Annotated in this window: 10 protein-coding genes; 6 read left to right on the plus strand and 4 right to left on the minus strand. The window is 59.3% G+C overall.

Annotated features, from left to right (window positions below; translation table 11 throughout):
- The first annotated feature begins 68 nt into the window (after positions 1-68).
- From AAFN47_RS09770 to AAFN47_RS09785, 4 genes are all read left to right on the plus strand, one after another.
- Positions 69-1,760 carry a thiamine pyrophosphate-binding protein gene (locus tag AAFN47_RS09770; protein WP_499809033.1) on the plus strand — a complete coding sequence of 564 codons (1,692 nt, stop codon included), beginning with the start codon at positions 69-71 and terminating at the stop codon, positions 1,758-1,760.
- 20 nt (positions 1,761-1,780) lie between these two features.
- Entirely contained in the window at positions 1,781-2,545 is a 765-nt protein-coding gene (locus AAFN47_RS09775; protein WP_499809034.1) for an SDR family NAD(P)-dependent oxidoreductase, read from the plus strand.
- The gene (locus tag AAFN47_RS09780) at positions 2,542-3,432 is read left to right on the plus strand and encodes an NAD-dependent epimerase/dehydratase family protein (protein WP_499809035.1); all 891 of its coding nucleotides are present in this window, start codon (positions 2,542-2,544) and stop codon (positions 3,430-3,432) included. Before AAFN47_RS09775 ends, AAFN47_RS09780 begins: the two co-directional genes overlap by 4 nt.
- Before the next feature lie 98 nt (positions 3,433-3,530).
- The gene (locus AAFN47_RS09785) at positions 3,531-5,420 is read left to right on the plus strand and encodes a hypothetical protein (protein ID WP_499809036.1); all 1,890 of its coding nucleotides are present in this window, start codon (positions 3,531-3,533) and stop codon (positions 5,418-5,420) included.
- An 84-nt stretch (positions 5,421-5,504) separates the two neighbouring features.
- Here AAFN47_RS09785 and AAFN47_RS09790 read toward each other — a convergent pair whose 3' ends face one another.
- On the minus strand, positions 5,505-6,770 hold the full coding sequence (locus tag AAFN47_RS09790; protein ID WP_499809037.1) for an HlyD family type I secretion periplasmic adaptor subunit: 1,266 nt from the start codon (positions 6,768-6,770) through the stop codon (positions 5,505-5,507).
- 70 nt (positions 6,771-6,840) lie between these two features.
- Positions 6,841-8,589 carry a type I secretion system permease/ATPase gene (locus AAFN47_RS09795; protein WP_499809038.1) on the minus strand — a complete coding sequence of 583 codons (1,749 nt, stop codon included), beginning with the start codon at positions 8,587-8,589 and terminating at the stop codon, positions 6,841-6,843.
- Between the two features lie 479 nt (positions 8,590-9,068).
- On the opposite strand from AAFN47_RS09795, the gene AAFN47_RS09800 reads away from it, so the two are divergent.
- Complete coding sequence (locus AAFN47_RS09800) at positions 9,069-11,453, plus strand: heavy metal translocating P-type ATPase (RefSeq protein ID WP_499809039.1); 2,385 nt, start codon at positions 9,069-9,071, stop codon at positions 11,451-11,453.
- Between the two features lie 51 nt (positions 11,454-11,504).
- Positions 11,505-11,897, plus strand: a complete 393-nt coding sequence (cueR, locus tag AAFN47_RS09805; protein WP_499809040.1) for a Cu(I)-responsive transcriptional regulator — start codon at positions 11,505-11,507, stop codon at positions 11,895-11,897.
- Positions 11,898-12,010: 113 nt separating this feature from the next.
- On the opposite strand, the gene AAFN47_RS09810 is transcribed toward cueR, so the two are convergent.
- Together AAFN47_RS09810 and AAFN47_RS09815 are read right to left on the minus strand one after the other, a co-directional pair.
- A complete protein-coding gene (locus tag AAFN47_RS09810) occupies positions 12,011-12,904 on the minus strand; it encodes a polyphosphate kinase 2 family protein (protein ID WP_499809041.1) in 894 nt (297 codons plus the stop codon).
- Positions 12,905-12,956: 52 nt separating this feature from the next.
- Complete coding sequence (locus AAFN47_RS09815) at positions 12,957-13,919, minus strand: LysR family transcriptional regulator (protein ID WP_499809042.1); 963 nt, start codon at positions 13,917-13,919, stop codon at positions 12,957-12,959.
- Between the last annotated feature and the right edge of the window lie 9 nt (positions 13,920-13,928).

Consider the following 13,928-nt stretch of genomic DNA (forward strand, 5'->3'; position numbering starts at 1 on the left):
CGAAATCCCTGACGCGCGGGACCACCCGCGTGTAGACGCACGCCAAAACCAGGACTGAAAGGAAAAAGATGCTCACCAACGAAGGTATCATCAACACGTTTCTCGAAAGCGGCGTCAATCGCGGTTTTACCCTGCCCGGGCTCGGGATAACCTGGTCGCTGCCGGCTTTCCATGAAAAGCAGGATGAGTTTGACGTGGTGCTCGCCCGTTCGGAACAGAGCGCCTCCGTCATGGCTCAGGTTGCGGGCAAGATGACCGGAAAACCGGGGCTTTTGATGGCTCAGGGACCATTCGCCACGACCACCGGCGCCTTCGGTATTCTGGAAGCCTATTTCTCGTCGTCGCCCATGGTGATCCTCACCGACACGTCCTGCTACGACGGCTTCGGTCAGTATGGCGTCTACCAGACAATGACTGGCGACTACGGGGCGGCTGACGCTTTCGCCGTACTCAAAACCATGACGAAATATGCGACCTATGCAACGACTCCGGCCGAGGCGATTTATGGGGCGCAGCTGGCTGTCAAACACGCCTCGACGCCGCGTCAGGGGCCGGCCGCCATCATCATGCGCTCAAACATCATCAAGCAGGAGATCCCGCAGGAAACGCGGGCCCGGCTCTACCCGACGAAAGGGTATCTCGAATATACGCCGCCGCGCGTCGATCGCGATGCAGTAACCGAGATAGCAGCGCTGATTGAAAAAGCCGAACAGCCAGTGATGATCATTGGCAACGGCGTCTATGGTTCCAAATGCGGACCCGCACTGCAGGCTTACGCCGAACAGAATGGCATCGCCATCGCCTCCAGCTATCATGGAAAGGGAACAATCGACGAGGCGAGCGAAATCGCCGTCGGCATGATGGGGACCTGGGGATCGGCGGCGGCCAACCGTATGGTGCAGGCGGCGGATCTCGTGCTGGTGATGGGCTGTAGTCTCGGACCAGAATATACACGGTTTCGCGACGAGAAGATGATCAGGCCCGGCGAACAGACCATCGTTCAGGTCGACCAGGATCCGCTGCATGCAGGTTGGGTGGTGCCGGTCGATCATGCTGTAACCGGCGATGTCGCCGATGTCGCCGGTCTGTTGGCTGCGGCCGCGCCGCATAACGCCACTCTCGTATCGCGTCGCAAGGCGTCGATCGCCCGTATCAAGCAGGAAAACGATTACGGCGTGTTACCGGAGTTTCCGACCCGTCCGGGAACCGTCCACTACGCCGATATCATGCGCGGCTTACAAGCGTTCCTGACGGACGACGATCTGTTGACGCTCGACGCAGGAACCAATCGGATCTGGGCGACATGTCGGCTTCCGCTTCGCTCGCCGTATCAGCTCGTTGCGCCCGGCGGCGTTGGTGGAATGGGCTGGAGCACGCCCGCAGCGACAGCCGCCAAGATTATCGCTCCGGAAAAGCGGGTCACAGGGCTGATTGGCGATGGCGGTTTCGTCATGACCATGGATGCGATCGCCACGGCGGCGGAGCGCGGGCTGGATGTGGTCTATGTGGTGGCCAATAACGCCGGTCTTGGAATGGTCCGCGACAATCTCGGAAACCAGCGTATTGGCGTGGATTTCGCCGATCACGATTTCACGAAGGTGGCCGAGGGGCTGGGCGGCAGCGGTTTGACTGTCACGGAGGAGGATCAGATGGCGGACGCGCTTGCGGAGGCGCACCGCTTGGGAGGGCCGGTCGTAATCGACGTGAAGGTCGATCCGGCGGCGAGTCATCGCGACTGTTCCGACTACGCGTCTTTATAAGGCAAAGGAGGCATGGCGACATGAAAAGGTTTGCAGGCAGATCCATATTGGTGTCGGCGGGCGCCGACGGGCTCGGTCTCGGTATATGCGAACGCTTCGCGGCCGATGGCGGGACAGTGGTTGCGCTCGACAAGAGCGCAGAGGCTATCGAAGCAGCGCGCGGGCGCCAAGAGGCGCAAGGCGTCCGGTTTGAGCAGGTGGATCTGCTGGACCAGGCATCCGTCGCCGAATGCTTCACCCGGCTGGAAACCGATATGCGGTTCGACACGCTGGTCAATAATGCAGGCGGTTCGCTGCATACGCCGCGTGCGTTTCTGGAGGAAAGCGACGAGGACTGGGACAGACTTCTTGCTCTCAATGTCACTGCGGCCGTACGCCTGACGCGTTTGGTTTTGCCCCACATGCTCGAGGCGGGGTTCGGCAGAATCGTGAATCTCGGCTCGAAGGCTGGGCGCTACGGCAGCCTTTTTACCGGCGCCAACTACGTAGCGGCCAAAGGTGCGGTTCAGTCGATGACCCTGCAACTGGCGCAGGAGTTCGGTCCGATGGGCGTCACCTGCAATGCGGTTTGCCCGGGAGCAATCCTCACCCCTCGGGTAGAGCGGCTCCTGTCAGAACGCATGACGCCCGAGGAAAGAGAAGCCGCCGTCCTTGGCATTCCCGTGCGCCGAAATGGCCGCGTCGAGGATGTCACCGCCGCCGTTGCCTTTCTGGCTTCCGAGGAAGCAAGCTTCATCACGGGACAATTGCTTGACGTTAACGGCGGGCAGGGAATGGCGTCATGAAGTCATCCCCCATCGGGCCGGTTCTCGTCACCGGCGGGAACGGATTTCTCGGACGGGCGATCTCTGGTCGAATGGTCGACGCGGGTGAATCGGTGATCTCGCTGGATCTTGCTCCGACCATCGAACCGGTCGCTGGCGTTATTGCAGAAACCGGAAACATCATGGATATCGAGGCGATCCACGCGATGGCGAAACGCCATGGGGTGCGCGCCATCGTCCATCTTGCAGCGATGGTGATCCCGGCGTGCCGCGCCGATCCGGCGAAGGGAGCGGAAGTCAATGTGATCGGCCACATCAACATGCTGGAGGTTGCGCGAAGGCTCGGCGTGCGGCGTTTCGTTTATACGAGTTCCGTCGCCGCGAAGCCGCGCGAACCTTTCGACACGCCAGTAAATCTGTACGGCGCCTACAAGCGGTGCTGCGAGGATATATCCAGGATCTGGTATCTCGACCTCGAAACGCCGTCGATAGGCCTCAGGCCCAATGTTGTTTACGGTCCGGGCCGGGAAATCGGCGAAACAGCGGCTATCACGCTTGCGATCAAAGCCGCCGCGCAGGGCGTGAGTTTTGAGATGCCTTTTGCCGGCGCAATGTGTTTCCAGTATGTCGACGAGGTCGTCGACGTGATGTGGCGGTGCCTGGCGCTGGAACCGGAAGGCGCGTACGTGTCGGATTTGACGACGGGAACGCAGACGATCGACGAGGTCATCGCCGCCATCAAGAAGGTTTCGCCGGAGGCCATGATCATTCCATCGCAGCAAATCAGGCCGGCGCCCCCGCAACTGGACAACGCCGTGTTGAAGAAGCTGATCGGGGAGTGGCCCTCCGTGTCGCTGGAAGAGGGCGTTCGCCTGACCCAGGCGTACTACGTCCGGAGCCAAAATTGAGTTTATACTTCCGGCGACGCGGCGTCTGAACTACAAATCGCCATTTTTACCTGTTTTGTGACGAACTTCGGGGGCGACAATTAACCCCGAGGACGATTATGAACGGAACATTTGAGGATTTTCTTGACGCCCTTCTTGCATTTGAATCTGGCTGGGACAGGGAAAGATATAATTCAGGTATAATACAGAACTGGCAGCTCGATCAGTGGGCTGGCGGCAGCGTTGCGGATTTTTATCCGGAGTATTCGAGCTGGTCCGAACTGACCGACGAGGAATGGGAAACCATGGCCTACCGGTCGATGAACGTATTCGGTTTCGTCGGCTATCAGTTTGGAGAGGCGCTGCTGATTGACCTCGGTTATTACGACGACGACGTTTATTATCTCAATGGCGCCGACACCAACACATGGGACGGCGCCTGGACAGGCAAGAACGGCGCAAATTCCCTCGAAGACTTCATGACCAAGGAGGTTCAGGATCAGGCGATCCTGGATGCGTTCGGCCACAATCTTGAAATCATCGAGGATGGCCTCGAGGCGGCGGGCACGAGCCTGGATGCATTTCTCGGAACCACGAGAACATATGCCGTCAACGGCCAGGAAGTGTCAGTCGAGCTTACACTTACTGGCATTCTGGCCGGCGCACACCTGAACGGCGCGCCCGCCATGATTGACCTGCTGCTGAACGAAACCGTCGCCAATGACGAATTCGGGACGTCGACCCTGCAATATATCGCGCAGTTCGGCGGCTATGAATCACCGCAGTACGAAGATCTTATCGACCAATGGCTCGAAAACCTTACCGGCGACGAGGGACTCGGCTCGAACAGGGGCTCTGCGAATGTCGACGCCGACACCGCCGACGTCGCCATCACCTGGTCGTGGGGGCAAAATGAAGTTGTTACTGATTTCGATCCCGATTCAGGCACAATAAGGGTCGATTGGCTGACTGCCGACGACCTCGAAATCTACGAGGAAAACGGCAGCGCAGTTTTCGCCGTTCCGTCAAACAATCAGACAACGACGTTGCAGGGTGTTTCTCTCGACGATCTCAGTCTGGCGAATTTTACCATCATGGACGAATCGGCGGCCGAGGAAATCCTTTCCCTGATCGGCTCGGAAGAAGCAAATGATGATGACGATGACGGCGCTTCCGACGATACCGGAGACGACGGTGCGTCGGACGATAACGGTGATGATGGCGCATCGGACGATGACGGTGATGATGGCGCATCGGACGATGACGGCGGCTCCGACGATACATCCGATGAGTATACAGGACCGACCAGCGAACACGGCACGGCCGACGTCACCAAGCAGACAGCCACTGTGGTGGTAACCTGGGCGTGGGGCAAAGACACTGACGTGACCGACTTTGATCCGGCGACCGACACCATATTCGTCGACTGGTTCAGCAAGGACGCTATCGAAGTCAGCGAAGTGGATGGCAGCGTGGTCTTTTCGATGCCTGGCAACAACCAGACAATCACTCTGGAAGGCGTTTCGCTGTCTGATCTGTCCGAAGACAACTTCACGATCAAGGACACCGCCACGGCGGCCGAAATCCTCAATCTCGTCGGAGCGGCGGCAAGCGATGACGACAGTGGTGATGACACCGATACAGGAGACGATTCCGGCAATCAGGACGACGGCGCATCCGATGGCGGATCGGCCGATATCCCGGATGACGGCGTGGATGTGCACCAGATCACCTGGAACTGGGCGGCGACCGAAGTGATTTCGGATTTCGATATTTCGGAAGACGTGCTGGACTTCGGTTCCCTGCCTGCCGCACTTGTCTCGATCACCGAGTCCGATGAGGACCTTATGATCGAAGTGATCGGCAACGGCGGGCATACTTACGTTCTTGAGAACATCCAGGCGGAAGATTTGTCGCTCGCCAATCTCGAGGCGCCGGACTGGAACGAGAATGTTCTCGAACAGGTTGTCGATCAGCTCGAAGCGCTGGGCAACGATAATATCGCGTGATGGATCATGACACGACGCGGAGATTTGCTCCGCGTCGTGTCGTACAATGTTGCCTGCAGTCAGTTATTTCGAATCCGAGCAGTCTCAGGTTTCGCGCCAGGCGTGGGTGATCTGATCAACGATAGGCTTTGTCAGGTAGGCAAGAACCGTTCGGGACCCCGTCGCCATGAAGGCCTCTACCGGCATGCCGGGTATCAGTTCCTGTCCCTTCAACTTTTCAAGCTCCTCCTCGCCGATTGTCAGACGCACCTTGTAGTAGCGTGTCTTCAAGACGTCATCCCAGGTCTGGTCCGCGGCTATGCGCGCGACCCGGGCTGCAAGTTGGGGCGTCGTTCGATGGTCGAGGCCTGGAAACCGGATCCATGCATTCTGTTGGCGATGCAACTGGTCGACATCGGAGGGATCGACACGCGCCTCGACGACCAGTAGATCCTCACGCGGAACGATCTGCACAATGGTTTCGCCCTGTCGGATGACGCCGCCGATCGTATGCGCGGTCATTTCATGCACAAACCCTGCTCTGGGCGCGCGGATTTCCAGGCGGTCAAGCTGGTCCTCCAGCGCAACTTTCTCTTCCTTCAGTTCCGCCAATCGCGCGCGCACGTCCTGCAATTCACGCAGAACTTCGGTCTGGTTGTCTGCGTCAAGCTGCAGCATCTGCATGCGGCGTTCGCTGATCGCCTCCCGCAGGCCGGCGATCTGCTGAAGCAATTCACCATGCTCTCCGGTCAGCCGCGTCTTCTCGCGCTCCAGGGTCGTCACCCTGGTTTTTGTCACAAGCTGCTTCTCGAGCAATGCGTTCAACCCGGAGAGTTCCTCGTCAAGGAGGGCGATCTCATCCTGCTTGGCCTGTTGTTGCGCATCCAGTCCGCCGATCTGTTTCTCAAGCTGCGTAATCTGGTCTTCGAGTTGCAGCTTGCGCTGTTTCATGCTGCCGTTGCGGGCATGCAGCAAAAGCTTCTGGCTCGTCAGGATGTCGCTTGTCGCCGCTTCCATTGAGGCTTCGTTATCAGAGCCCGCGGGAAAACGGATGGACGCAGCTCCGTCGCGTTCGGCGACCAGCCGAGCAGCGCGCGCATTCAGATCCTGCAACTCGTTCGCGATAATGGCGTGCTTCGATCGCGCCGCAGTGTCGTCGAGCACGATCAGCAGGTCGCCGGCTTCGACTGCGTCGCCGTCATTGACCAGGATTTTATGTACGATCCCGCCCTCGCGATGCTGAACGCTCTTGATTGCGCTTTCCACGACGATGGACCCCGGCGCAACCACCGCTCCGGATATTTTTGTGAATACGGCCCAGCCGCCAATGCCGATGATCAGGAGTGCGATCGCAAAGGACGCAATCGCCATGTGCCACCGGATACTCCCGAGAATTCCGCCATTTGTTTTTTCGAAAGAAAGATTTTGACTGTTCATTGTCTCAGGCCGCCGCTGTTTTCTTTGAATCGACTGGCGTCAATGTCTGGCGCATGATTTCGTCGCGCGGGCCAAAGGCGACCGCGCGACCGTCCTTCAGGCAGAGCGCCTTGTTGACAGCGCCTATGGCGCGGGGCCGGTGCGCGACGAGCAAGACGATCTTTCCGCGGGCGCGCACGGTCATAATCGCTTTTGCGAGCGCCGCCTCGCCCTCCGCGTCAAGGTTGGAGTTCGGTTCGTCAAGAATGATGATGAACGGTTTTCCGTATAGCGCTCTCGCTAGCGCAATGCGTTGCCGCTGCCCTCCCGACAGTGCAACGCCTTCCGAGCCGATAGGGGTGTTGTATCCCTTTGGCAGTGCGGTGATCAGGTCGTGCACATTGGCAAGCAGCGCGGCCTCTATGATGTCTTTCGAGGTGGCTTGCGGGTCGAAACGGGCAATGTTCTGGGCGACCGTGCCTTCGAACAGCTGCAAGTCCTGAGGCAGGTAACCGATGAATTCGCTTCTGGCGGCCGGGCTCCACTGGTCAAGGTCTGCGCCGTCGAAGCGGATCGAACCCTTGATCATCGTCGCGGCGCCGATGATGGCCCGGATCAGCGTCGACTTCCCCGAACCCGACGCGCCGAGGATCGCGATGCCGTCGCCAGCCTGCACGTCAAATGAGACATTGCGTATCACCGGATTGGCGGCGCCGGCGGGGCTGCAATAAACGCTCTCGACAACAAGCGTCTTGCGGGGCGCGGGCAGCTCATGTTCGGTATCTCCGAAGAGCGGCAGGGCCATCATGCCGCGCAGGCGTTCGAGGCTCTGTCTGGCGGCGACGAAGCCGCGCCAGTGAACCATCGCCTGCTCTACAGGCGACAGCGCACGCATGGTGATGATCGAGCAGGCGATCATCACGCCCGGTGAAATCTCCTGCTGGATCGCAAGCAGGGCGCCAACGGCGAGCATGCCTGACTGGAGGATAAGCCGCACCGTCTTGATGGAATGGGTGAAGAGGCCGTTGCGGTCGGCGGCGTGGCGCTGGTCGGTCAGGAAGCGGGTGTTCTCGGCGTCCCACCGATTTGACAGGGCTTCGGACATGCCCATTGCGAACACGGCCTCTGCGTTTCTGCGGCCTTCCTCCACCCGGGAGGTCCGCCGGGCGCGCAGATGCGCGGCGGCTTTCGATGGATTGCGGCACGCCAGCTCATTGAGTCCGACGAGGATTGCGATGATCATCACGCCGGCAAGCGCAACAAAACCCAGCAGGCTGTGAAACAGAAACACGAGCGCCAGATAGAAGGGCAGCCAGGGAAGATCGTACATCGCCGCCGGCCCGTTGCCGGACATGAACTGCGTGATGGATTCGAGATCCTGGACCGGCCTGAGGTTGCGCCCCTTGGCGCCCAATCGCGCGGGAAGGGCAGTCGAAATAGCCAACGCGCGCGCGGAAAGAGTCTCGTCCACATGCTGGCCAACCCGGTAGAGCACCCTGCTGCGCAGGGCGTCGAGAACGCCAAAGAACAGATAGAGGGAGAGCGCAAGCAGGCCTATGCCGACAAGTGTCGGAACGGAATTGCTGACAAGAACCCGGTCATAGACCTGCAGCATGAACAACGGACCGGTGAGCATGAGCAGGTTTATCACCAGACTGACGCCGCCAAGGCCCCACAAGAGGGGACGAAGCGAGGCAAAAAGTTCGCCGAGCGGCGACCCGGGATTTGGTTCTCCGACAGGAGCCCTTTCAGTAACGGACATATCCAAATTCATGATCAAATTCCGTCTTCAAGTATCAGTAAGCCGGCTGCGCTCGTTCAAGCGACGCCGGGAGAAATGTCAGTGATTCAGGTTGATGTCCGTTGGACAGCTGAAATGTCGTGGCTCAAATGAGTAGAAAGTCTGGTCAGACTGGTACTGGGAATACTTGCGTTGAAATTGCGCCAAATGGCAAAATTGAAGCTTTAACACTAATAAATAGTCAAAGTGAACGCCCATGTATTCATCCTGGTTACGCGTCACCCCTGACGAAGTCTGACTAAGTCGAAAATTGGCCAAAAATATGTTTGTGTGCGCGGGGCGTTAGCTTTTCCGGAAAAACGCCATTGCGATGCCGGAGGTCAGCTCGCTCTTGTTTGGAAAAGGCCTCACTCGACGATGTCCAGGCGTTTTCGGGCGCCGGCCAATATGATCCTTGACCTTCCAGTCGCTGGAAGCTTTATCAGAAAGTTAAGAGACAGAGGACGCCGCCAATGAACAACTCCACGACTGAAAGCAAATCAGGACACGAAAGCTGCCATCATGACCACGGGTCTCATCAGGGCTCCGGGTCGGAAGGAACGGCAATCGATCCCGTTTGCGGGATGAAGGTCGATCTTTCTGCTGGCAAGCCGAGCCTCGTCTACAAGGATAGGGATTATCATTTCTGCTCGCAGAAATGTCACGACAAGTTCGAAGCAGACCCATGGTTCTACGTGTCCGGCAATTCCGCGAAAGTTGCAAAAAAGACATCGTCCGATGCGCTCTACACCTGCCCCATGCATCCGGAGATTGTTCAGGAGGGTCCCGGCAGCTGCCCGATCTGCGGCATGGCGCTGGAGCCGATGAGCGGCGTTTCGAACGAGCCGAATCACGAGCTTGTGGATTTTACGCGTCGACTTTGGGTGAGCGCTGGAGCAGCCATTCCCCTGTTGATCCTGACGATGGGTCCGATGCTCGGGCTGCGCTTCAGGCAGTGGATCGGAGAACAGACCTCGATCTATCTGGAATTCATCCTCGCAACGCCTGTTGTTTTGTGGGCGGCGCTGCCCTTCTTCCAGCGCGGAATCAACTCTGTCCGCACCTGGAACCTGAACATGTGGACGCTGATCATGCTTGGCGTCGCGGCCGCCTATCTCTACAGCGTCGTGGCGACCTTCTTGCCGGAGCTCTTTCCTGCCGATTTGGCGTCGAAAGAGGGGCATATTCCCGTCTATTACGAAGCTGCGGTCGTCATCATAGCGCTGGTTTTCGTCGGCCAGGTGCTGGAGTTGAGGGCTCGCGAACGCACCGGGGACGCGATCCGCGCTCTTCTCGACCTGGCGCCGAAGACCGCTCGCAGAATTACGCCCGAGGGCGATGAATACGAAGCGCCCCTTGAAAACATCATGGAAGGCGATCGGCTGCGGGTTCGTCCGGGCGAAAGCGTTCCGGTCGATTCGATCGTCATCGAAGGCCGGTCCTCCGTCGACGAAAGCATGCTGACGGGCGAGCCGGTCCCGGTGGAAAAGAGCGACGGCGATTCGGTGACCGGCGGCACCATCAACAAGAATGGAACTCTTGTCATCGAGGCCCGTAAGGTCGGTGACGAGACGATGCTGGCGCAGATCGTTAATATGGTCTCCTCAGCACAGCGCTCCCGCGCGCCGATCCAGGGGCTGGCCGACAAGGTGGCTTCCTGGTTTGTGCCAACCGTAGTGGCCGCCGCTGTCATCGCCTTCGTGGTCTGGTTTCTGGTCGGACCTGATCCCGCGTTCGTGTTCGCCATCGTATCGGCCGTATCCGTGTTGATCATCGCATGCCCCTGCGCGCTCGGACTGGCCACGCCCATGTCGATCATGACAGCGACCGGTCGCGGCGCGCAGGCCGGTGTCCTTATCAAGGACGCCGAGGCCCTCGAACGGATGGCGAAGGTCGATACGCTCGTCGTCGACAAGACGGGCACGCTGACAGAAGGGCGGCCGACCCTGACCGGGATCGTCGTATTCGGCGACGCTCAGGAAGACGCCCTGCTCGCATTCGCAGCAGCGATCGAAAAAGGCTCGGAGCATCCTCTTGCCGAAGCGATCGTGGCGGCGGCCGAAGAACGCGGCCTTGCGCTTTCCGCCGCCAATGATTTCGAGTCAGTCACCGGAAAGGGCGTTCAGGCGTCGATTGAAGGTAGGAAAGTGGCTCTCGGCAACGCCGCCATGATGGAGGCGGAAGCGATCTCCGTGGCCGACGCCGACGAAGAAGCCGACGCCTGGCGCAGCGAAGGCAAGACAGTGATGTATCTCGCTGTTGACGGGACGCTGGCTGCTCTCATAGCCGTCGCCGATCCGATCAAGCAGACGACGGCGTCCGCGATCGCGGCTCTTCACGAGGCAGGTCTGCGGGTGATCATGGCGACCGGCGACAATGAACGCACCGCCAGAGCCGTTGCGGAACAATTGCATATCGATGAAGTCCGCGCCGGCGTCTCGCCCGAGGACAAGAAGAATCTGGTCGATGAATTGCACCGCGCCGGCCACAAGGTCGCCATGGCTGGCGACGGCGTGAACGACGCTCCGGCGCTTGCCGCCGCCGAGGTCGGCGTCGCCATGGGAACGGGAGCAGATGTCGCCGTTGAAAGCGCCGGCGTGACGCTCGTGAAGGGTGACCTGACAGGCGTGTTGCGCGCCAGACTGCTGGCGCTCGCCACGTTGAGGAACATCAAGCAGAATCTGCTCTTTGCCTTTGGTTACAATGCGCTCGGCATTCCGATCGCCGCCGGCGTCCTCTACCCGATCACAGGAACCCTGCTGTCGCCGATGATCGCCGCCGCGGCCATGAGCCTGTCATCGGTGTCGGTCATCACCAATGCGCTGCGGCTCAGACGTGTTCGGCTGGGCGTAGATTGAGGCCTTCCGCCTCTGAGCGTTTCTCGACTGGAAAGCCATAGGAGCGGCTTCATGAATATCGGCACGGTGTCTGCAAAGTCGAATCTGCCCGCCAAAACCATCCGCTACTATGAGGAGATTGCGCTCGTAAGTCCGTCCCGCCGGGAAAACGGGTACAGGGAATATTCCGAGAATGATCTCCACCGGCTCCGCTTTTTGCAGAGGGCGCGTAACCTGGGTTTTACGATTGAGGAATGCCGCATGTTGTTGTCGCTCTATGACGACAAGAACCGGGCGAGCGCGGACGTGAAGTCCGTCGCGCTCGGCAAGATCGAGGAAGTAGACCGCAAGATCGCCGAGTTGCGCTCGCTTCGCATGACGCTTGCAGCGCTTGCCGACCATTGTCATGGCGACAACCGGCCGGACTGCCCGATTATCGACGATCTCGCGGGACGTAGAGACTGATGAGCAGGGTTCTGGTTGGATAGACCTTGCTGTCCGTCAGCATATCGTTTGGGGTATCAACCCTGGGGAGCCAGTTGTTTAGCAAAGCACTTCGGACAGTCTGAAAAGCCAGCTCAATCTTTGTGGTCCAGCTCCTTTTTCAGGACCTTGCGGTCTTCCTGCATCCGCTTTATGGCCTCGTCGCTTACCTCAGGAAATTTAGGGTCGATCCGTTCGAGTGCCTCGACGATTGTGGCCGCGATCACCATTCGGGCGAACCATTTGTTGTCGGACGGCACGACATGCCAGGGCGCATGCGCGCGCGCCGTGTTCTGGATCATGTCCTCATAGGCGCGCATGTAGTCGTCCCAGTGTTCGCGCTCGGAAATGTCGCTTGCCGAGAATTTCCAGTTCTTGTCCGGCTCCTCGATCCGGTCGAGGAAGCGCCTTGCCTGCTCGTTGCGGGAAACGTGGAGGAAAAATTTCAGAATGACCGTGCCGTTGTTCGCGAGATGCCGCTCGAAGGCGCGGATGTCCTTGAACCGTGTTTGCCACACATCTTCGCCGACAAGCTGATCCGGGATATTCTGACCTTCCAGGATTTCCGGATGGACCCGCACCACAAGAACCTCCTCGTAATGAGAGCGGTTGAAGATGCCGATCCTGCCGCGTTCCGGCAGCACGCGGGCGTGACGCCATAGGAAGTCATGCTTCAGTTCATTCGAACTGGGCGCCTTGAAAGACCGGACTTCGCAACCCTGCGGGTTGATCCCGCTCATGACATGTTCGATCGCGCTGTCCTTGCCGGCGGCGTCCATGGCCTGCAGCACGATCAGGAGCGCCCATTTGCCTTCGGCGTAGAGCTTTTCCTGAAGGTCCTTCATCTCCTTAATGTCGGCCGCGATCTGTTCCTTCGCCTCTGCCTTCTCGATGTCGAGACCGCAAGTGTCCGATGGATCGATCCGTTCAAGCCGGAAATCCGTCCCGTCCTTGATACGGTAGAGTTTTGCAAGGTCTGCTGCCTTCATGACCGGTCATCCTGTTTCGTGTTTCAGAACCCTTACCACGCGGACCCCGCCGTCAGGAATAGGTGCGATTTACCAAGGGGGTTTCGTCGATCTTCGCCAGCAATGCCTCTCTAAGCAAGAGTTCGGCGCGATTGAACCTTGCGCTCGGATTCCAGGCGACATGCACATCGATCGCCGGCACCTGATCGTATGGCGGCAACTGCCACAGAAGCCCATCCTCCACATCTCGACGCATCACATGGACCGGAAGCGGACCGATTCCAAGCCCGGCGATGATCATGCGGCGGACCTCCTCCAGATGGGCGGAAGTGCCAACGATCCGGTCTTCCAGATTGGCCTGGGCGCGCATCAGGGCGACTGGGCGTAGGGCGTCGTCCATCTGGTCGGTCACGAAGCTGACCGAGGACTGCCCGGCAAGGTCCGCCATCGTCAGGTTTTTGCGGCCGAAGAGCGGATGGGAGGGGCCGCAGAACAGGCCAAAATATTCACGGTAAAGCCGTCGATATTCCAACCTGCGGCTGCGCTGGTGCACGAGGCAGACGGCCATGGAGGCGCGACGCGATGTAACTTCGGCAAGCGCATGTTTGCTGGCCGCGACGTCGATCGAGATCGTTGCCGCCGGATGGGACTTGTGAAACTCCGTCAAAGCGTCGTCGAAAAGCGGCGAGACCACGTGGCTCGCCATGGCGATTCGAACATGTCCCCGCACCTCGTCGGTCACATCCCGGATCAGTGTTCCCAGTCGTATGATGGCGCCCTGGATGTCGATCGCCTCGCGGTAGAGCAACTGGCCGGCTTCCGTCAGCCGGAAATGACCGGGAGAGCGGTCGATCAGCCGCCGGTCCAGTCGTTCCTCGAGGCGCTTGAGGGCGCTCGACACCGTCGGCTGCTTCAGCATCAGCCGGTCGGCGGCCGCCGTCACGCTGCCGGCTTCGGCTAGTACGATGAAGGTGCGAAGCAGGTTCCAGTCGAGCTGGCGCGCCAGTTTCTCGAAATCGCCTTCCGACGCCATCATAAATTCAAT

The sequence above is a fragment of the Hoeflea sp. CAU 1731 genome, from assembly GCF_039888615.1.
Classification (GTDB): Bacteria; Pseudomonadota; Alphaproteobacteria; order Rhizobiales; family Rhizobiaceae; genus Flavimaribacter.

Coding starts and splice junctions, on each gene's coding strand:
- cueR (WP_499809040.1), top strand. CDS start 11,505: ATGAATATCGGCACGGTGTCTGCAAAGTCGAATCTGCCCGCCAAAACC.
- AAFN47_RS09800 (WP_499809039.1), top strand. CDS start 9,069: ATGAACAACTCCACGACTGAAAGCAAATCAGGACACGAAAGCTGCCAT.
- AAFN47_RS09795 (WP_499809038.1), bottom strand. CDS start 8,589: ATGAATTTGGATATGTCCGTTACTGAAAGGGCTCCTGTCGGAGAACCA.
- AAFN47_RS09785 (WP_499809036.1), top strand. CDS start 3,531: ATGAACGGAACATTTGAGGATTTTCTTGACGCCCTTCTTGCATTTGAA.
- AAFN47_RS09810 (WP_499809041.1), bottom strand. CDS start 12,904: ATGAAGGCAGCAGACCTTGCAAAACTCTACCGTATCAAGGACGGGACG.
- AAFN47_RS09815 (WP_499809042.1), bottom strand. CDS start 13,919: ATGATGGCGTCGGAAGGCGATTTCGAGAAACTGGCGCGCCAGCTCGAC.
- AAFN47_RS09780 (WP_499809035.1), top strand. CDS start 2,542: ATGAAGTCATCCCCCATCGGGCCGGTTCTCGTCACCGGCGGGAACGGA.
- AAFN47_RS09790 (WP_499809037.1), bottom strand. CDS start 6,770: ATGGCGATTGCGTCCTTTGCGATCGCACTCCTGATCATCGGCATTGGC.
- AAFN47_RS09775 (WP_499809034.1), top strand. CDS start 1,781: ATGAAAAGGTTTGCAGGCAGATCCATATTGGTGTCGGCGGGCGCCGAC.
- AAFN47_RS09770 (WP_499809033.1), top strand. CDS start 69: ATGCTCACCAACGAAGGTATCATCAACACGTTTCTCGAAAGCGGCGTC.